Raw genomic sequence first — 19,686 nt, forward strand, 5'->3', positions numbered from 1 at the left:
ATGGTGGGCGATACCGGGCTCGAACCAGTGACCCCCTGCTTGTAAGGCAGGTGCTCTCCCAACTGAGCTAATCGCCCATATTAGTTTTACTTCTTATAGGAAGAAGTTTCTCGAATGGTGGAGCTATGCGGGATCGAACCGCAGACCTCCTGCGTGCAAGGCAGGCGCTCTCCCAGCTGAGCTATAGCCCCATCGAGAAATGGTGGGTCGTGCAGGATTCGAACCTGCGACCAATTGATTAAAAGTCAACTGCTCTACCAACTGAGCTAACGACCCAATGGTATCCCGTAGGGGAGTCGAACCCCTGTTACCGCCGTGAAAGGGCGGTGTCCTAGGCCTCTAGACGAACGGGACACTAAGTTGAACATCTTGGGGGATGTTCTATCTCTTAAACTACATAAACCATCAATCTGTGTGAACACTCATCGCAATAATCATCGTATAAGGAGGTGATCCAGCGCCAGGTTCCCCTAGCGCTACCTTGTTACGACTTCACCCCAGTCATGAACCACAAAGTGGTGAGCGTCCCCCCGAAGGTTAAACTACCCACTTCTTTTGCAGCCCACTCCCATGGTGTGACGGGCGGTGTGTACAAGGCCCGGGAACGTATTCACCGTGGCATTCTGATCCACGATTACTAGCGATTCCGACTTCACGGAGTCGAGTTGCAGACTCCGATCCGGACTACGACGCACTTTTTGGGATTCGCTCACTCTCGCAAGTTGGCCGCCCTCTGTATGCGCCATTGTAGCACGTGTGTAGCCCTACTCGTAAGGGCCATGATGACTTGACGTCGTCCCCACCTTCCTCCGGTTTATCACCGGCAGTCTCCCTGGAGTTCCCACCCGAAGTGCTGGCAAACAAGGATAAGGGTTGCGCTCGTTGCGGGACTTAACCCAACATTTCACAACACGAGCTGACGACAGCCATGCAGCACCTGTCTCTCAGTTCCCGAAGGCACACTCGTATCTCTACAAGCTTCTGAGGATGTCAAGAGTAGGTAAGGTTCTTCGCGTTGCATCGAATTAAACCACATGCTCCACCGCTTGTGCGGGCCCCCGTCAATTCATTTGAGTTTTAATCTTGCGACCGTACTCCCCAGGCGGTCTACTTAACGCGTTAGCTCCGAAAGCCACGGCTCAAGGCCACAACCTCCAAGTAGACATCGTTTACGGCGTGGACTACCAGGGTATCTAATCCTGTTTGCTCCCCACGCTTTCGCATCTGAGTGTCAGTATCTGTCCAGGGGGCCGCCTTCGCCACCGGTATTCCTTCAGATCTCTACGCATTTCACCGCTACACCTGAAATTCTACCCCCCTCTACAGTACTCTAGTCTGCCAGTTTCAAATGCAATTCCGAGGTTGAGCCCCGGGCTTTCACATCTGACTTAACAAACCACCTGCATGCGCTTTACGCCCAGTAATTCCGATTAACGCTCGCACCCTCCGTATTACCGCGGCTGCTGGCACGGAGTTAGCCGGTGCTTCTTCTGCAGCTAACGTCAAACGAGCACGCTATTAACGTACCCGCCTTCCTCACTGCTGAAAGTACTTTACAACCCGAAGGCCTTCTTCATACACGCGGCATGGCTGCATCAGGCTTGCGCCCATTGTGCAATATTCCCCACTGCTGCCTCCCGTAGGAGTCTGGACCGTGTCTCAGTTCCAGTGTGGCTGATCATCCTCTCAGACCAGCTAGGGATCGTCGCCTTGGTGAGCCCTTACCTCACCAACTAGCTAATCCCACCTGGGCATATCCTGACGCGAGAGGCCCGAAGGTCCCCCTCTTTGAGCCGAAGCTATTATGCGGTATTAGCCATCGTTTCCAATGGTTATCCCCCACATCAGGGCAATTTCCCAGGCATTACTCACCCGTCCGCCGCTCGACGCCGTTATCGTTCCCCGAAGGTTCAGATAACTCGTTTCCGCTCGACTTGCATGTGTTAGGCCTGCCGCCAGCGTTCAATCTGAGCCATGATCAAACTCTTCAATTTAAGATTTTGTCGGCTCAATGAATACTGAACATTACATAATGTAATGTTTGAATTGACTGTGCTGAGTCTTGCGACTCGTTGGTCACTTCGTTTCATTGAAACCTAATTTGAAGCCGAAGCTTCTAATTGGATTATCATCAACGAGTGCCCACACAGATTGATAGGTTTATATTGTTAAAGAGCTTTCCGCTTGAGCTTCGCTCAAATCGGACGGCCATTTTAGCGAGATAAAGTTTAGTGTCAACCACTTTTTTCAAACTTTTTTCAAGCGTTTCCGCTTGGCTAATTGACCTTGCTAGCTGGCTTAACGTTTCTTTTGAAGCGTTGCCGTGTCAGCGAGGTGGCATTATAGGGATCGGAATTATCTTGGCAACCCCTTTTTGCCTTTTTTTCTAACTTTTTAACTGTTCGGTCAATAATTAAGCCAAAACAGCTAAAAACACACCTAATGATTACAAATCTACAAACTTTTGGCTAAATAAGGCGACTTTTTCCCAGTTGGTGTACTCCACTTCTTTTGTTGTATCTGTCTCTCCACCAGTCAGGGTCATGATCAGCTTAATCATCATTTTATCGAATAGACCATAGCGAGGATAATAGAGAGCACCAGCAAACACACCGATAAGCTCAGGATGCCAGGGCGACTTTTTCAAGAAGGTACGAATATACGCACTGCCTTCAGGTGTATCTTTTCCCTGCTCTTCTTTACGAGCGGTTAGATTCACGCAAAAGAATGCGACTTTATTTCGTTCTAGATGTTCGAGATTCTGCTCAATAAACTGATACAGTTTCTTATTAAGGTGACCATAACGAATAGAAGCCCCAATCAAGACTCTGTCGTAATGACTGAAGTCGACCGTTGTGACGTTATGTAAGTCCACCAGCTCACACTCGAAGTCTTTGAGTTGTTCTTCTATATAATGAAGAATTTTTTTTGTCTGCCCTTCACGAGAAGAGTATAAAAATAGTGCTTTAGCCAAAATTGTTCCTTAACTCCGCCAAAACGTAGGCGTGAGTAGTATAAGAAGAGTGAACACTTCTAGACGACCAAACAGCATGGATACGATCAACACCCACTTTGCTTTGTCATTAATATCACCAAAATGAAGCGCCACCTCACCTAAACCAGGGCCTAAATTGTTCAATGTCGCTGCGACCGCAGAGAAAGCGCTCAGCTCATCAATACCCGTCGCGATTAACGCTAGCATACAAACCACGAACACTAGCGCATATGCAGAGAAGAATCCCCAAACCGCATCAACAACACGCTGTGACAAGGCGGTACCACCCACTTTGATGGTATAAACCGCACGCGGGTGAACCAAACGCTTCAGCTCACGAGCACCTTGTAAGGTCAGTAGCAGAATACGGATCACTTTCATGCCACCACCTGTCGAGCCAGCACAACCACCGATAAAAGAAGAGAACAATAGCAACACTGGTAAGAACAATGGCCAATCAGAGAAACCTGTTGTGGTAAAACCCGCTGTAGTTGATATGGAAACAGTTTGGAATAGCGCTTGGTCAAACGCGTCGTACACCGAGTCATAAGAGTGGTGATTCAACAGCACTAAAAAACATACAACAAACAAGATCGCTTGAATGAATAGAAAGGCGCGAAACTCTGGATCTTTCCAATAGTATTTAGGATGTACACCACCAGATGCAAACGCGGCGAAGTGCAAAGAATAGTTACATGCCGATATCAACAAGAAGACAACGGTAATCATGTTAATGGCGTAGCTATCAAAGTAGCCCATACTCGCATCGTGTGTGGAGAAGCCACCAATTGCGATAGTAGAGAAACTATGACTAATCGCATCGAACGGGGTCATGCCCGCTAGCCAAAACGCACCAGCGCAGGCCAGAGTCAAACTCAGATAGATATACCAAAGCGCTTTTGCTGTCTCAGCAATCCTAGGAGTCATCTTGGAGTCTTTTACCGGACCAGGGATTTCTGCGCGGTAAAGCTGCATACCACCGATACCTAATACTGGAAGGATGGCAACGGCGAGAACGATGATGCCCATACCACCAAACCATTGCAGAAACTGGCGATAGAACAAGATCGCTTTTGGCAAATCATCCAAACCAACAATCACTGTAGCACCAGTGGTTGTTAAGGCAGAAAAGGATTCAAAGAACGCGTCGGTTACCGAAATATTTGGGTTATCTGAGAGTAAAAAGGGAATAGAGCCGGCACTACCAAGTACAGTCCAAAACAGGACGACGATCAAAAAGCCATCTCGAGCTTTTAATTCGTGCTTAAACCGACGATTGGGGAACCAACATACTGCACCACAAAATAGCAGTACGAAAAAAGTAGTAACAAACGCAACCCCCGCGCCATCACGATAAATAAGCGCAACCAAAGCGGGCGCAAGCATGGAGACACTAAAAAGGGCGAGCAATAGCCCGACAATGCGAATAATTGAACGAAATTGCATGTGTGATTAATGAATGAAGCAGAGCTTCCAACTTCCTAGTATTTATTGTCCCTTCAGAGGGGTAACATGTGCTTTTGCACCACTTTTATTGATTACGCTCTGGGTGAAATCTGCGACATGTCTGCGCTCAATCTCAACCACCATTCGCACTTGGTCACTATACTCTGCCGATATTTCATGGCCTTCAAATTGGCCGATGAGGGACTGAGCAATAGGCATAAACCCATAGTCTAACCCTAGTTGCAATTGTGCGGTTATTTTTTTCTCAATTGTTTGAAGCAGCTTGAGCGCTTGTTGCACGCCGCCGCCATAAGCTTTGACCAAGCCACCTGTACCGAGCTTAATACCACCAGAGTAACGAGTGACTACCGCGGTGATCTCACCAACCCCGGAGCCAGACAACTGAGCAAGAATCGGCTTTCCCGCAGTCCCTGAAGGTTCTCCATCATCACTGAAGCCCCACTGCATGGAATCTTCTGGTCGCCCAGCAATGAATCCCCAACAATTATGGCGAGCGCCTGAATGTTTGTTTTTTATTTTTTCGACAAAAGCTTTCGCTGCATCAATATTTGGCGTGTGAGCTAAGTAGGTAATAAAGACGCTTTTCTTTATTTCTTCTTCAAACTGACAAGGTTCAGAAGGTATTAAATAAGGTGTGTCGTTCATAATAACGCTAGGTTTTCTCAGATCATTTGAGTCTATCACGACCACTCTTTACTCGTCGCCCTTGATCTGCACCAGCGCACAATGTTAAACACTTGTTTAAAAAATGTATTGAATTTAACCAAAGACCGATCCAAACTAATCTCACTGGTCAAACCAGATTAAAAATATAACAACTTTCCTGCTTGCCTGTTACGTGCCTTATGTGACAGGTGAACACACAATCCAAGATTGTATGTCATGGAGATAGACAATGATTTACCAAGCCGAAACCCTACAGGTAAAGGAAGTACAAGATGGTATAGCAGAGCTTAGCTTCTGCTCTCCAAAATCCGTTAACAAGCTCGACCTAGCGACACTAGAGTCACTCGACAAAGCCCTTGATGCACTAAAAGCGCACCAAGGACTGAAGGGCTTGATGCTCACCTCAGATAAAGACGCGTTCATTGTTGGCGCAGATATCACCGAATTCTTAGGTCTTTTTGCCAAGACAGACGCTGAGCTCGATCAGTGGCTGCAATTTGCTAATAGCATCTTTAACAAGCTGGAAGACTTACCCGTCCCGACTATCTCGGTACTAAAAGGTCACACGTTAGGCGGCGGCTGTGAGTGTGTGCTTGCCACTGATATGCGAATTGGTGACGAGACAACCAGCATCGGTCTACCAGAAACAAAACTGGGCATCATGCCGGGCTTTGGTGGTTGTGTACGTCTGCCACGTGTTATTGGCGCCGACGGTGCGATGGAAGTGATCACACAAGGCAAAGCGTGTCGTGCGGATGAGGCATTAAAGATTGGTCTTCTGGATGCGGTTGTTGATAGCGACGCACTTTATGAGTCAGCACTCAAGACACTGACTTCGGCAATCAACGAGAAGTTGGACTGGCAATCTCGTCGTAAGCAAAAGACATCACCACTTACGCTAAGTAAGCTCGAATCAATGATGAGCTTTACCATGGCGAAGGGTCTAGTGGCACAAAAAGCAGGTCCTCACTACCCTGCTCCAATGACAGCCGTTATTACTATTGAAGAAGGTGCTCGCTTTGCTCGTAACGAAGCACTCGACATTGAACGTAAGCACTTCGTAAAACTGGCTAAGTCTGAAGAAGCAAAATCACTGGTTGGTTTATTCCTCAACGACCAATACATCAAAGGGCTTGCTAAAAAATCAGCTAAGTCAGCGAGTAAAGACACGCAACGTGCAGCTGTACTTGGTGCAGGTATCATGGGCGGCGGCATCGCTTACCAATCTGCATTAAAAGGCATGCCGGTGTTAATGAAAGACATCGCGCAACCTTCACTCGATTTAGGCATGACTGAAGCATCTAAGCTGCTGAATAAACGCTTATCTCGTGGTCGTATTGATGGCTTTAAGATGGCTGGTATTTTAGCGTCTATCACACCGAGCCTACATTACGCAGGCATCGAAGAATCAGACGTGATTGTTGAAGCCGTAGTAGAAAACCCGAAAGTAAAAGCAGCAGTTTTGAGTGAAGTCGAATCACATGTCGGTGAAGACACGGTTATCACCTCAAACACCTCGACGATTCCAATCAATCTATTAGCGAAATCGCTAAAACGTCCAGAGAACTTCTGTGGCATGCACTTCTTCAACCCAGTGCACCGCATGCCTCTTGTTGAGATCATCCGTGGTGAACATACCTCTGATGAAACCATCAATCGTGTTGTCGCCTACGCAGCGAAAATGGGCAAATCACCAATTGTCGTTAACGACTGCCCTGGGTTCTTTGTAAACCGCGTGTTGTTCCCATACTTTGGTGGTTTCAGCATGCTACTTCGCGATGGTGCAGACTTTACGAAAATCGACAAAGTCATGGAACGTAAGTTTGGCTGGCCAATGGGACCTGCATACTTGCTCGATGTCGTTGGTATTGATACTGCTCACCACGCACAAGCCGTTATGGCACAAGGCTTCCCTGAGCGTATGGGCAAACAAGGTCGTGACGCGATCGATGCGCTGTTCGAAGCAGATAAATACGGTCAGAAGAATGGCAGTGGCTTCTACAGCTACACCATTGATAAAAAGGGTAAGCCCAAGAAAACCTTCTCTGAAGAAATCTTGCCGGTACTCGCTGACGTTTGTGCCGATAAGCAGGACTTTGACGATCAGACCATCATTCAACGTATGATGATTCCAATGATCAACGAAGTGGTACTGTGTCTACAAGAAGGCATCATTGCCACTCCACAAGAAGCGGATATGGCACTGGTTTACGGTCTTGGCTTCCCTCCATTCCGCGGTGGCGTATTCCGCTACCTAGATAGCGTAGGTATTGCTGAGTTTGTTGCAATGGCAAAACAATACTCAGAGCTCGGTGCAATGTACCAAGTACCACAGATGCTGATTGATATGGCGGCGAAAGGTGAAAGCTTTTACGGTGCACAACAGCAAGGTTCTATCTAAGGAGGGATTCTAAAATGACTAATCAAACAAGAAATGTTGTCGTAGTCGATTGTCTACGTACTCCAATGGGTCGCTCTAAAGGTGGTGCTTTCCGTCATACGCGAGCAGAAGATCTATCTGCGCGCCTAATGAAAGGTATTCTTGCACGTAACCCACAAGTAAACCCAAGCGAGATTGAAGATATCTACTGGGGCTGTGTACAACAAACCCTAGAACAAGGCTTTAACGTGGCACGTAATGCGGCGCTACTTGCTGGTCTACCAATTGAAATTGGCGCCGTGACGGTTAACCGCCTGTGTGGTTCATCAATGCAAGCGCTTCACGATGGTACACGTGCCATCATGACGGGTGACGCTGAAATCTGCCTAATTGGTGGTGTTGAGCACATGGGACACGTACCAATGAACCACGGCGTGGACTTCCACCCAGGTATGTCCAAGACAGTTGCAAAAGCAGCAGGCATGATGGGCTTAACCGCTGAAATGCTTGGTAAGCTGCATGGCATTAGCCGTGAGCAACAAGACGAGTTTGCTGCGCGTTCCCATGCTCGTGCACATGCTGCAACCGTAGAGGGTCGTTTTAGAAACGAAATCCTACCAATTGAAGGTCATGCGGCTGACGGCACGCTGTTCACTCTAGATTACGATGAAGTCATTCGCCCTGAAACATCCGTTGAAGGTCTATCTCAACTTCGTCCTGTTTTCGACCCAGCAAACGGCACAGTAACAGCCGGTACATCATCGGCGCTGTCTGATGGTGCATCAGCGATGTTGATCATGAGTGAAGAGAAAGCCAATGAACTTGGCTTGAAGATTCGAGCACGCATTAAAGGTATGGCCATTGCGGGCTGCGATCCTTCAATCATGGGTTACGGTCCTGTACCTGCGACGCAAAAAGCGCTCAAGCGTGCAGGTCTTTCAATTGAAGACATGGATGTGGTTGAGCTAAACGAAGCATTTGCCGCGCAGTCTCTACCATGTGCTAAAGACTTGGGTCTGCTTGATGTTATGGATGAGAAGGTCAACCTTAACGGTGGTGCGATTGCATTGGGTCACCCGCTTGGTTGTTCTGGATCACGTATCTCAACAACGTTAATCAACCTTATGGAAGCGAAAGACGCGAAATACGGCTTGGCAACCATGTGTATCGGTTTAGGTCAGGGAATTGCGACCGTGTTTGAGCGACCTTAGTAAGCTATATTTATGTAGTCAAAGCGCCAGTCTACACTGGCGTTTTTTCATTACGCTTGTAACCAATCTTGATAGAGCTGATCACTCGAACCCAAATAATCGACCATCCATTGAATCATCTTGTGGTTTTCATCTTTGCGCCAAACTAAACAACAGTGGCTCAGCGGCTTATCTTCAGGAAGAATTTTCTCGACCAAAACGCCTTCAGTGATCAACGGCTGCGCGATATGGCGCGGCATATAACCCACCCCGACACCATGCTTTAAGCATTCAATAGCGCTATACCAATTCGGCAATAACAATCGACGCTGCTTTGGATAATGAACGGTGTGACGCTTTGGTAGCACACTCGAGGTATCATCTAAACAAATTGCAGGGAATTGGCTGACAAACTCTTCCGTTAAGTGCTGCTGTTTAACACAGGCATGGCTTGATGACATCACAAACGCCCAATCCAAGAGACCCATGGCTTTGACTTCAAAGTCTCCACCGACTGGAATGGCCGATGTCGCGCCAACAACAATATCGGCACGCCCCTGTGAAATAGCCTCCCACGAGCCATTGAACACTTCCATATTGATCTGCAGCTCCGCATTGGGAAACGTTTGATAGAAATCTTCAATAAGAGGCTTGAGCCGCTCCAGCTTAACCACATTATCCAACGTCAACTTAAGTGTTTTCTTCCACCCTTGAGCGACCCGCCGAGTCTGGGCTTTTACCTCTTCCATCTGCCTAAGCATCGTTCTAGCTTGAGTAAGGAAAAGTTCTCCCGCAGGAGTCAGCTCTACCTTTCTAGGCAGTCGCTTAAACAAAACCACATCCAACTCTTGTTCTATTTGCCGAATGCTATAACTGATGGCAGAAGGTACTTTATGTAATACCTCAGCGGCAGCGGTAAAACTCTCTAGCCGCGCAACGGTGTCCACCAGCTCTAGGGACGATTGGGAAAAAGCACTCATAACTAACTTTCAATTTTTTTGATTGATAACTGCAAATTTTAGCGTTTTATTTTATTAAAAGTGAAGAATAGACTACTCAAGTTAATAAAAAGGTTGGCGCCGACTGATAACTATCTATCAATTATTTTGAATGGAAAAATGATGAATATTTCAAAATTACAACTTTTTTACTTAGCTCTTTTATCTATGCTCGGCTTCATTGCTACTGATATGTATTTGCCTGCATTTAAAGCGATGGAGATAGATTTTGCTACAGGGCCAGAGCAAATCGCCCTATCTCTTACCGTGTTCTTAGTGGGTATGGCACTTGGCCAACTCTTATGGGGCCTAGCTTCGGATAAATTTGGTCATAGAAATACTCTGGCGGCGGGTCTAACACTATTCACCGTTGCTTCATTTGGCTTGGCTTACAGTGACCAAGTGTGGCAACTTCTCACATTGCGCTTTGTCCAAGCGATCGGCGTGTGCGCGCCAGCTGTTATCTGGCAAGCGATGGTCATTAAGCGTTACTCGAGCAGTAGCCAACAAATTTTTGCTACCATCATGCCATTAGTCGCATTATCCCCCGCGTTAGCCCCACAATTAGGCGTGCTTCTCGCCGATAATTTTGGCTGGAGCAGTATTTTTATTGCGCTCACGCTAATGGGCATCATGCTAGTTATAGCGACAATGGCACAAAACAATGAAGAAGTAGAATCAAAGCAAACCAGCATCTCGTCAGATATTAAGGCTCTACTCGGCTCTAAAACGTACCTTGGTAACGTGTTGATGTTCGCCACCGCCTCTGCGGCGTTCTTTGCTTACCTGACCGGAATGCCAGAAATCATGGCGCAACTGGGCTACGAAGCGAAGGACATTGGTTTGAGTTTTATCCCACAAACCATCGCCTTCATGCTAGGTGGTTACTTGGGTAAGGTGGGCGTACGCAAGTTTGGCGATGAGAAAGTGCTGCGCCAACTGATAGGTCTGTTCAGCGTTGCTGCTCTGCTTATTTTCCTCGCTTCACAGTGGCAACTAACATCAATCTGGCCAATCCTAGCGCCTTTCTGCTTGATTGCGGTAGCGAATGGTGCGCTGTACCCAATCGTGGTAAACCGTGCATTAGCAAGTGCGAAGCAAAGCCCAGCGACGGCTGCGGGTCTACAAAACAGCCTACAAATTACCGTGAGCAGCCTTTCAAGTGCACTTGTTGCCGCGATGGCAAGCCAAGCTCAGATGGTCACAGGCGTTGCAATCATCATCTGTATGGGTGGACTATGGGTGGGTTATATCGTGTCAAATCGAGAACTCTCTCAGCACTTCACAACGCCTGATAATGCTCGCGTCGTGAGTGAAGAGGAACTCTAATTTTTAATCGTAAGAGCCGCTGTTATGCGGCTCTCTATCTCAATTAGAGACGTTACATACTCTTTAAGCCCCACTTTTCGGCGGTTTGCTTGAAGAAGCCTTGCGTTTTTTTCAGTTCAACCCAGTGGTTAATGTAGTTGATCCATACTTGGTCATCTTGCGGTAACAACATGGCAATTGGCGTTGGTTTGCGTGGTTCTTTGACCGGCACAATAGCCAACTGCTTAAACCTTTCCACCAGCGTTGCGGCTTCTACATTTGAGGTAACGGAAACATCAGCTCGACGGGCAAGCAGTTCTTGGAAATCACGAGCAGGCGCTTCAATCACAATGTGTTGCGCAGATGGGAAGAAGTCTTTGACCATTTTTTCTTGTACAGTACCAAGCGTTGCAGCCACTTTTACATCCGGCTTATCGAAATCAGCCCAGTCAGAGAATTTCGCCAAATCTTTCTTTTGCACCACTGGTACAAACGCGAGGTAGAAATATGGTTGGCTATAACCCGCCACCTTCGCTCGAGACATATTTAACGATGCACTGCCGGTGATGTCATATTTGTTCGCAGTAATCCCATTCACGAGTGTTTTCCAATCGGTAGCGACAAACTCCACCTCAACACCCAAATCTTTTGCTAACTCTGTGGTCACATCAATATCGAACCCACGGTAACTGTTCGTCGCGGGATCTTTCATTGTCATTGGATTCCAGTCTCCAGTGGTGCCAACACGTAACACACCATTCTCTAATATTTCGTGTAATCGGCTATCCGCATAAGCCAACTGAGTAAGCGCGAGCAACCAAAGACCAACAGCAAAAATTAGCTTTCTCATTCTATTTCCTTATATATTTATTTTGATTCGAGATTTATAAAAACACTCTTGATAACATAGCAGTAACAAGCGGCATTTATTAGTCAAGTTAGGAAATGAAGATTGAATAATCGAACTCTGTGGCTGTTTTTCCCTTTTTTACTGACTGGTTGCTCGGATTATCAGTGGGGTTGGTATGTGCTGGATCCTTCAACTGAGCAAGGAATCACTAACATCCGCTTTCTGATTGCTGGGTTCAACGACACGATTCAAGTTTCTCTTCTTAGCATGTTGTTTGCCATGACCATCGGTTTGCTCGTCGCACTCCCTGCACTTTCCAACTCACCTATCCTAAAGGGGATAAATCGCCTCTATGTGGAGATCATTCGCTCGATCCCCGTCTTAGTACTATTGCTGTGGGTCTATTATGGAATGCCGACGTTGCTGGATGTGTCTTTGGATCACTTCTGGGCGGGAGTGATTGCTCTAACCGTCGCCGAAAGTGCTTTTATGGCCGAGGTCTTTCGGGGAGGGATCCAAGCGATAAGCCTTGGTCAGCATGAAGCAGCGGAGTCATTGGGGCTAAGTTATTGGCAGAAGATGCGCTTGGTGATTCTACCCCAAGCGTTTAGGCAGATCTTACCACCGCTTGGCAACCAGTTTGTTTATATCCTTAAGATGAGCTCTTTGGTGAGTGTGATTGGTTTGAGTGACCTAACAAGACGAGCCAATGAACTAGTGGTTAATGAGTACTTACCTCTAGAAATTTACACCTTCTTAGTTCTCGAGTACTTAGTGTTGATTTTGCTGGTTTCTCAAGCCGTGCGCTGGCTAGAAAAACGTATCGCTATTCCAAGCCATTAACCCTCAATAATAAAGCCGCTCATAAAAAGCGGCTTAGAAAAATGACTTAAAGCTTGTTAGTGCTTACTTCTTTTTGACAGGACGCTGCCAGCCGGTAATCTTACGCTCTTTCGCGCGAGTGATGACTAATTCACCCTCAGCGACATCTTTTGTCAACGTCGTGCCTGCCCCAATCGTTGCGCCATCAGCGATAGTGACAGGCGCAACAAGCTGGCTGTCAGAGCCAACAAACACGTCGTTACCGATCACAGTCTTAAACTTGTTTGCACCATCGTAGTTGCACGTAATAGTACCTGCGCCGATATTCGTGCGTTGGCCGATCTCTGCATCACCTAAGTAAGTTAAGTGATTAGCTTTCGAGCCTTCACCAATGCGTGCATTCTTCACTTCAACGAAGTTACCGACGTGCGAATCGTTACGCATCTCAGCACCTGGACGCAGACGAGTGAATGGCCCCACTGTACATTCTTCGCCAACAGTAGCACCTTCGATTACACTGTATGGGCGAATAACCGTGTTGTCGTCGATTTCACAATCTTTCAAAACACAACCTGTGCCGATTACGACATTGTCACCCAGAGATACATTACCTTCGATGATAACGTTGGCATCAATTTCACAATCCATACCACATTGAAGCTCACCACGTAGATCAAAACGTGCAGGGTCGCGCAACATTACCCCTTGCTCAAGCAGTTTTTTTGCCTGCATTGACTGAAATGCGCGCTCAAGTCGAGCCAACTGAGCTCGGTCGTTCACACCCTCAACTTCGATTGGGTTAACAGGGTGTACCGCCTCTACTGCTCGACCTTCGTCGTGTGCAGCCGCAATGACATCCGTTAGGTAGTATTCACCCTGTGCATTTTCATTATTAAGACCCGATAGCCAGCGCTTAAGATCGCCGCCAGTTGCTACCATGACGCCAGTATTGATTTCTTTGATCAACTTCTGTTCATCGGTTGCATCTTTTTGCTCGACGATAGCAACTACAGGACCATTGCGGCGAACGATACGACCATAGCCCATTGGGTTATCGAGGACGACAGTAAGCAGTGCAATACCACCTGTAGGCTGCGCATCCAACAAACCTTCTATCGTTTCTTCCGAGATCAGTGGTACATCACCATAAAGCACGAGGATCTTTTCATCATCTTCAAACTGAGGAGAAGCTTGATCCACTGCGTGACCTGTACCCAATTGATCCGCCTGAAGTACCCAGTTTACATTCTCTTGCGCGAGCTCTGTTTGCATTTGATCACCGCCGTGACCATAAACCAAATGAATATTCTGCGCTCCGAGGTTATTACAAGTATCAATCACATGTTTGACCATAGGTTTGCCTGCCAACGTGTGGAGCACCTTAGGCTTGTTAGAGTACATGCGAGTACCTTTACCCGCTGCGAGAATCACCGCGCTAAATTTCATGAATGGACCTGTATGACGTTGTATTAAAATTGAGAGGTATTTTAGACACTAATCGTTAGTTAGTTAATTGATCAGGAAAAATTTCTAATAAAAAATAAGCAAAAAGGCGGTCAATTGACCGCCTTTATCACTTTTAAAACAACACCGTTGCTTAACGACGCTGTTTCGTCAGCTCGATTACTCGTAGCTGAGCAATGGCTTTAGCCAGTTCACTAGCCGCTTGAGCGAAGTCCATATCACCGTGCTGGTTTTGAATTGCTTCTTGAGCACAACGCTTAGCTTCTTCAGCCTTAGCTGCGTCCAGTTCTTCACCACGGATAGCTGTATCAGCCAGTACAGTCGCTGTACCAGGTTGAACTTCTACCATACCACCAGAAACATAAATAAATTCCTCGTGGCCGTGCTGCTTAACAAGTCGCACCATTCCAGGCGTGATAGCGGTTAGCAGCGGAGTGTGTCCATGGAAGATACCAAGTTCACCTTCGCTACCGGTCACCTGGAACGTTTCAACACGACCAGAGAAGATTTTCTTCTCAGCGCTTACTACGTCTAGGTGAAAGGTTATTGCTGCCATATCGCCTCCTAGTTAGCCTTATAGCTTCTTCGCATTCTCGATAGCATCTTCAATTGCACCACAGTACATGAAAGCTTGCTCTGGAATGTCATCGTAATCACCAGCTAGTAGACCTTTAAAGCCACGTAGAGTCTCTTTTAGAGGTACGTAAACACCTGGGTCGCCAGTAAATACTTCCGCTACGTGATAAGGCTGAGTTAGGAAACGCTCAATCTTACGTGCACGAGATACAACTTGCTTATCTTCTTCAGATAGCTCGTCCATACCTAGAATCGCAATGATATCTTTCAGCTCTTTGTAGCGCTGAAGTGTCTGCTGAACGCCACGAGCAATGTCGTAGTGCTCTTGACCAACAACTAGAGGGTCAAGCATACGAGATGTTGAATCTAGTGGGTCGATCGCAGGGTATAGACCCATTGCCGCGATGTTACGGTTAAGTACAACCGTTGCATCCAAGTGCGCGAACGTTGTTGCTGGAGACGGGTCAGTCAAGTCATCGGCTGGTACGTATACCGCCTGTACAGACGTGATAGAACCTGATTTCGTTGACGTGATACGCTCCTGTAGTACACCCATCTCTTCTGCAAGAGTTGGCTGGTAACCTACCGCTGAAGGCATACGACCTAGCAGTGCTGATACCTCTGTACCTGCAAGTGTGTAACGGTAGATGTTATCAACGAACAGTAGAACGTCACGACCTTCGTCACGGAACTTCTCTGCCATTGTTAGACCAGTCAGTGCAACACGTAGACGGTTACCTGGTGGCTCGTTCATCTGACCGTAAACCATCGCTACCTTAGACTCTTCAGGATTTTCAACGTTTACAACGCCCGCTTCCTGCATCTCAAAGTAGAAATCGTTACCTTCACGAGTACGCTCACCTACACCAGCAAATACTGATAGACCAGAGTGCTGAAGTGCGATGTTGTTGATAAGTTCCATCATGTTAACGGTCTTACCTACACCAGCACCACCGAATAGACCGATTTTACCACCCTTAGCGAATGGACAAACCAAGTCGATTACTTTAACGCCAGTCTCTAGTAGAGCGATCTCGTTTGATTGCTCTTCGTAGCTTGGTGCTTCACGGTGGATAGAGTAAGTCTCTTCCGCACCGATTTCACCACACTCGTCAATTGCGTCACCTAGAACGTTCATGATACGACCTAGGGTCTTAGTACCTACTGGTACTGAAATTGGAGCGCCCGTATTTACTACTTCAACTCCACGACGTAAACCATCAGAGCTACCCATTACGATACAACGAACTACGCCACCGCCTAGCTGTTGTTGAACCTCAAGAACTAGACGCTCTTTTGATTCTGTTACGTTCAGAGCGTCATATACACTTGGTACTTCACTCTGTGGGAACTCTACGTCGACTACTGCACCGATGATCTGTACGATCTTACCTGTAGCCATCGTTAATCCTCTAAACTGTTTCGTTTTACCTAAGCTTAAACCGCTGCCGCACCTGAAACGATTTCAGATAGCTCTTGTGTGATCGCAGCCTGACGGGCTTTGTTGTACACAAGTTCTAAATCATCAATCAAGTTGCTCGCATTATCAGTTGCAGCTTTCATTGCAATCATTCGAGCCGCTTGCTCACAAGCAAGGTTCTCAACCACACCTTGGTATACTTGAGATTCCACATAACGCACTAGAAGCGTGTCTAGTAGCGCTTTTGGTTCTGGCTCGTAGATGTAGTCCCACTGGTGGGTACGCTGCATCTCTTCGCTGTCCGATTTAGGCAAAGGTAGTAATTGATCGATCGTTGGTTGTTGAACCATAGTGTTCACAAACTTGTTGCTCACTACGTATAAACGGTCCAATTCACCTTCATCGTATTTCTTCAGCATTACGCTTACAGAGCCGATTAGGTCTTCAAGGCTTGGGCGATCGCCTAAACCAGAAACCTGTGCCGCTACTTTTGCACCGCTGTTGTTAAAGAAGCCAGTTGCTTTAGAACCAATCAATGCCAGTTCAATTTCAGCGCCCTTCTCTTTCCAGCTTTGCATGTCTGTGACTGCTTTTTTGAACACGTTAATGTTCAAGCCGCCACATAGGCCACGGTCTGTAGAAACGATGATGTAACCAACACGCTTAGCTTCACGCTCTTCTAGGTATGGATGACGATACTCTAGACTCGCGTTAGCTACGTGACCGATCACTTTACGTATTGTTTCAGCGTATGGACGAGAAGCTTCCATTGCATCTTGAGAGCGACGCATTTTTGAAGCTGCTACCATTTCCATTGCTTTCGTAATCTTCTGAGTGCTTTTAACACTACCGATTTTATTACGTATCTCTTTTGCGCCGGCCATCGTTACTCTCCATTAGTTGGTGGCATTACTGCCACCGACCTATTACCAAGTTTGGGTTGCTACGAAGTCGTCAGTCAGCTTCTTAAGCTGCGCTTCAACTTCATCGTTGTATGCACCCGTCTTGTCGATCTCAGCTGCAAATTCAGCGTATTGACCGCGAGCGAACGATAGTAGAGCCGCTTCGAAATCTAGCAGTTTGCTTAGTTCAACATCTGCTAGGTAGCCGCGCTCTGCCGCAAAGATTACTAGCGCTTGGTCAAATACAGACATAGGAGCGTACTGCTTCTGCTTCATTAGTTCTGTAACTTTCTGACCGTGGTCTAGCTGTTTCTTTGTCGCTTCATCAAGGTCAGATGAGAACTGTGCGAATGCCGCAAGTTCACGGTACTGAGCTAGTGCTGTACGGATACCGCCTGATAGCTTCTTGATGATTTTCGTCTGTGCAGAACCACCAACACGAGATACTGAGATACCTGGGTCAACCGCTGGGCGAACACCCGCGTTGAATAGCTCAGTCTGTAGGAAGATCTGGCCGTCAGTAATCGAGATTACGTTTGTCGGTACGAATGCTGAAACGTCACCAGCTTGAGTTTCAATGATAGGCAGTGCAGTTAAAGAACCTGTCTTACCTTTCACTTCACCGTTAGTGAACTTTTCTACGTACTCTTCGCTTACACGAGCTGCACGCTCTAGTAGACGTGAGTGGAGGTAGAAAACGTCACCTGGGAATGCTTCACGACCTGGTGGGCGTTTTAGTAGTAGAGAGATCTGACGGTAAGCTACCGCTTGCTTAGATAGATCATCATAAACAATCAGTGCGTCTTCGCCGCGATCACGGAAGTATTCACCCATCGCACAACCTGCGTATGGCGCTAGGTATTGTAGCGCTGCAGATTCAGAAGCTGATGCAACAACAACGATAGTGTTTGCTAGCGCGCCGTGCTCTTCTAGTTTGCGAACTACGTTAGCGATAGTCGATGCTTTCTGACCGATAGCTACGTAGATTGAGAAAATACCAGAGTTTTTCTGGTTGATGATTGCATCGATCGCCATTGCTGTTTTACCAGTCTGACGGTCACCGATTACAAGCTCACGCTGACCACGACCGATTGGGATCATTGAGTCAACAGATTTGTAACCAGTTTGAACAGGTTGATCAACCGACTTACGGTCGATTACACCTGGTGCAATCACTTCTACAGGCGAAGACAGTTTCGCTTCGATTGGACCTTTACCATCAATTGGCTCACCTAGTGTGTTAACAACACGACCAAGCAATTCAGGACCAACTGGTACTTCAAGAATACGACCAGTACCTGTAACTTTCATGCCTTCCTTAAGGTCAGCATATGGGCCCATTACAACCGCACCAACCGAGTCACGCTCAAGGTTAAGTGCTAGTGCATAACGGCCACCCGGTAATTCAATCATTTCACCTTGCATCACGTCCGCTAGGCCGTGAATGCGAATGATACCGTCGCTTACCGATACGATAGTACCTTCGTTGCGAGCTTCACTAACAACTTCGAAAGATTCGATACGTTGTTTGATTAGATCGCTAATTTCCGTGGAATTAAGTTGCATGCTCCAATCCCCATTAAGACTGCAATGCATCGCTCAGGCGGCTTAAACGGCCACGTGCTGAGTTATCGATGACTAAGTCTCCGGCTCTAATAATAACCCCACCAAGTAGGGCCTCATCTACGCTGCAATTCAGCTGGACTTTGCGTTCAAGACGCGTTTCAAGTTTGCTGCTGATGTCTGCTTTTTGCTGGTCAGAAAGTTCTGTTGCTGAAGTCACTTCAACGGTGATTTCTTTCTCGTGTTCTTGCTTAAGTAACAAGAACTCAGCGCATACATCAGGAAGGGCCTGTAATCGACCATTCTCAGCCATCACCTTAATCAGGTTTTGACCAAACTCATCAACTTGTTCGCCACATACCGCAACAAATACTTCTGCAAGTTTGTCTGCAGACATTGAGCTGGTTAACAGCTCATGAATTTGTTCGTTATTGGCAACTTCCGCTGCAAAAGACAACATTTGACCCCATTGGTCTAGTTGGTCTTTTTCAACAGCAAAGTCGAATGCTGCTTTAGCATAGGGGCGTGCGATAGTAGTCATATCAGCCATGTGCGCCCCCAGACTTAAAGTTTTGCAGTAATGTTGTCGAGAAGATCTTTGTGCGCATCTTTATCGATAGAACGCTCAAGGATTTTCTCAGCACCAGCTAAAGCCAGAGTTGCAACTTGTTTGCGCAGTTCATCGCGCGCACGGTTGCGTTCAGCTTCAATTTCAGCTTCCGCTTGAGCTAGGATTTTCTGGCGTTCTGCCTGAGCTTCCTCGCGAGCTTCGTCTAGAATTTGAGTCTTACGCTTGTTCGCTTGCTCAATGACCTCAGTTGCTGTGCGCTTCGCTTCTTTCATTTGAGAAGAAGCATTAGCTTGAGCTAGATTCAAGTCTTTCTCAGCTCGTTCTGCCGCTTGAAGGCCATCAGCGATTTTTTTCTGACGTTCTTCAATAGCGTTCATGATTGGCGGCCATACATATTTCATGCAGAACCACACAAACATTGCGAACGAGATTGCTTGACCTAGCAGAGTTGCGTTCATATTCACAACAGCTACCCCTCTTTATTGGACTTAGTGTTAATCAATGACAAACCGAT

At 47.0% G+C, this 19,686-nt stretch carries 16 protein-coding genes, 4 tRNA genes and 1 rRNA gene; 4 read left to right on the forward strand and 17 right to left on the reverse strand.

What is annotated here, in order from left to right:
* Position 1: 1 nt before the first annotated feature.
* The 8 genes from ACUALS_RS14170 to ACUALS_RS14205 all read right to left on the reverse strand — a co-directional run bounded on the left by ACUALS_RS14170 (position 2) and on the right by ACUALS_RS14205 (position 5,107).
* Positions 2 to 77 (reverse strand) — tRNA-Val (locus tag ACUALS_RS14170).
* 38 nt (positions 78 to 115) lie between these two features.
* A tRNA-Ala gene (locus ACUALS_RS14175) sits at positions 116 to 191 on the reverse strand.
* Positions 192 to 200: 9 nt separating this feature from the next.
* Positions 201 to 276, reverse strand: a tRNA-Lys gene (locus ACUALS_RS14180).
* Positions 277 to 278: 2 nt separating this feature from the next.
* Positions 279 to 354: transfer RNA gene (locus ACUALS_RS14185), tRNA-Glu, on the reverse strand.
* Positions 355 to 442: 88 nt separating this feature from the next.
* Positions 443 to 1,994: ribosomal RNA gene (locus ACUALS_RS14190) — 16S ribosomal RNA — on the reverse strand.
* 452 nt (positions 1,995 to 2,446) lie between these two features.
* Complete coding sequence (gene hemG, locus ACUALS_RS14195; protein WP_454448563.1) at positions 2,447 to 2,974, reverse strand: menaquinone-dependent protoporphyrinogen IX dehydrogenase; 528 nt, start codon at positions 2,972 to 2,974, stop codon at positions 2,447 to 2,449.
* A gap of 9 nt (positions 2,975 to 2,983) precedes the next feature.
* Positions 2,984 to 4,441 carry a TrkH family potassium uptake protein gene (locus ACUALS_RS14200; protein ID WP_005476124.1) on the reverse strand — a complete coding sequence of 486 codons (1,458 nt, stop codon included), beginning with the start codon at positions 4,439 to 4,441 and terminating at the stop codon, positions 2,984 to 2,986.
* A gap of 42 nt (positions 4,442 to 4,483) precedes the next feature.
* Positions 4,484 to 5,107 (reverse strand): YigZ family protein, encoded by a 624-nt coding sequence (locus ACUALS_RS14205; RefSeq protein ID WP_454448564.1) that lies wholly within the window; start codon positions 5,105 to 5,107, stop codon positions 4,484 to 4,486.
* A gap of 250 nt (positions 5,108 to 5,357) precedes the next feature.
* Between ACUALS_RS14205 and fadB the strand changes: the two genes are divergently transcribed.
* Together fadB and fadA are read left to right on the forward strand one after the other, a co-directional pair.
* On the forward strand, positions 5,358 to 7,529 hold the full coding sequence (gene fadB / locus ACUALS_RS14210; RefSeq protein WP_454448565.1) for a fatty acid oxidation complex subunit alpha FadB: 2,172 nt from the start codon (positions 5,358 to 5,360) through the stop codon (positions 7,527 to 7,529).
* A gap of 14 nt (positions 7,530 to 7,543) precedes the next feature.
* Positions 7,544 to 8,719: an acetyl-CoA C-acyltransferase FadA gene (gene fadA, locus ACUALS_RS14215; protein ID WP_050936511.1), complete on the forward strand. Its 1,176-nt coding sequence runs from the start codon at positions 7,544 to 7,546 to the stop codon at positions 8,717 to 8,719.
* Positions 8,720 to 8,769: 50 nt separating this feature from the next.
* Here the strand turns inward: fadA and punR are convergent, their stop codons facing one another.
* Positions 8,770 to 9,678 (reverse strand): DNA-binding transcriptional activator PunR, encoded by a 909-nt coding sequence (gene punR / locus ACUALS_RS14220; protein WP_038141397.1) that lies wholly within the window; start codon positions 9,676 to 9,678, stop codon positions 8,770 to 8,772.
* Between the two features lie 141 nt (positions 9,679 to 9,819).
* On the opposite strand from punR, the gene punC reads away from it, so the two are divergent.
* Positions 9,820 to 11,025, forward strand: a complete 1,206-nt coding sequence (gene punC / locus ACUALS_RS14225; RefSeq protein ID WP_043887444.1) for a purine nucleoside transporter PunC — start codon at positions 9,820 to 9,822, stop codon at positions 11,023 to 11,025.
* A 52-nt stretch (positions 11,026 to 11,077) separates the two neighbouring features.
* Here punC and ACUALS_RS14230 read toward each other — a convergent pair whose 3' ends face one another.
* Positions 11,078 to 11,854 (reverse strand): transporter substrate-binding domain-containing protein, encoded by a 777-nt coding sequence (locus ACUALS_RS14230; RefSeq protein ID WP_454448566.1) that lies wholly within the window; start codon positions 11,852 to 11,854, stop codon positions 11,078 to 11,080.
* Between the two features lie 102 nt (positions 11,855 to 11,956).
* Between ACUALS_RS14230 and ACUALS_RS14235 the strand changes: the two genes are divergently transcribed.
* Positions 11,957 to 12,697, forward strand: a complete 741-nt coding sequence (locus ACUALS_RS14235; RefSeq protein ID WP_454448567.1) for an amino acid ABC transporter permease — start codon at positions 11,957 to 11,959, stop codon at positions 12,695 to 12,697.
* Positions 12,698 to 12,760: 63 nt separating this feature from the next.
* On the opposite strand, the gene glmU is transcribed toward ACUALS_RS14235, so the two are convergent.
* From glmU to atpF, 7 genes are all read right to left on the reverse strand, one after another.
* Positions 12,761 to 14,122 (reverse strand): bifunctional UDP-N-acetylglucosamine diphosphorylase/glucosamine-1-phosphate N-acetyltransferase GlmU, encoded by a 1,362-nt coding sequence (gene glmU / locus ACUALS_RS14240; RefSeq protein WP_454448568.1) that lies wholly within the window; start codon positions 14,120 to 14,122, stop codon positions 12,761 to 12,763.
* A gap of 151 nt (positions 14,123 to 14,273) precedes the next feature.
* On the reverse strand, positions 14,274 to 14,696 hold the full coding sequence (locus tag ACUALS_RS14245; RefSeq protein WP_005476200.1) for a F0F1 ATP synthase subunit epsilon: 423 nt from the start codon (positions 14,694 to 14,696) through the stop codon (positions 14,274 to 14,276).
* Positions 14,697 to 14,714: 18 nt separating this feature from the next.
* Entirely contained in the window at positions 14,715 to 16,118 is a 1,404-nt protein-coding gene (gene atpD, locus ACUALS_RS14250; RefSeq protein WP_005476194.1) for a F0F1 ATP synthase subunit beta, read from the reverse strand.
* A gap of 35 nt (positions 16,119 to 16,153) precedes the next feature.
* The gene (gene atpG, locus ACUALS_RS14255; protein ID WP_039478924.1) at positions 16,154 to 17,020 is read right to left on the reverse strand and encodes a F0F1 ATP synthase subunit gamma; all 867 of its coding nucleotides are present in this window, start codon (positions 17,018 to 17,020) and stop codon (positions 16,154 to 16,156) included.
* A gap of 42 nt (positions 17,021 to 17,062) precedes the next feature.
* Positions 17,063 to 18,604, reverse strand: a complete 1,542-nt coding sequence (atpA, locus tag ACUALS_RS14260; protein ID WP_005476202.1) for a F0F1 ATP synthase subunit alpha — start codon at positions 18,602 to 18,604, stop codon at positions 17,063 to 17,065.
* Positions 18,605 to 18,617: 13 nt separating this feature from the next.
* Positions 18,618 to 19,151, reverse strand: a complete 534-nt coding sequence (gene atpH / locus ACUALS_RS14265; protein ID WP_005476190.1) for a F0F1 ATP synthase subunit delta — start codon at positions 19,149 to 19,151, stop codon at positions 18,618 to 18,620.
* A 14-nt stretch (positions 19,152 to 19,165) separates the two neighbouring features.
* Positions 19,166 to 19,636, reverse strand: a complete 471-nt coding sequence (gene atpF, locus ACUALS_RS14270) for a F0F1 ATP synthase subunit B (protein ID WP_038191821.1) — start codon at positions 19,634 to 19,636, stop codon at positions 19,166 to 19,168.
* Positions 19,637 to 19,686 lie beyond the last annotated feature (50 nt).

This window comes from Vibrio sp. NH-7 (assembly GCF_053643215.1).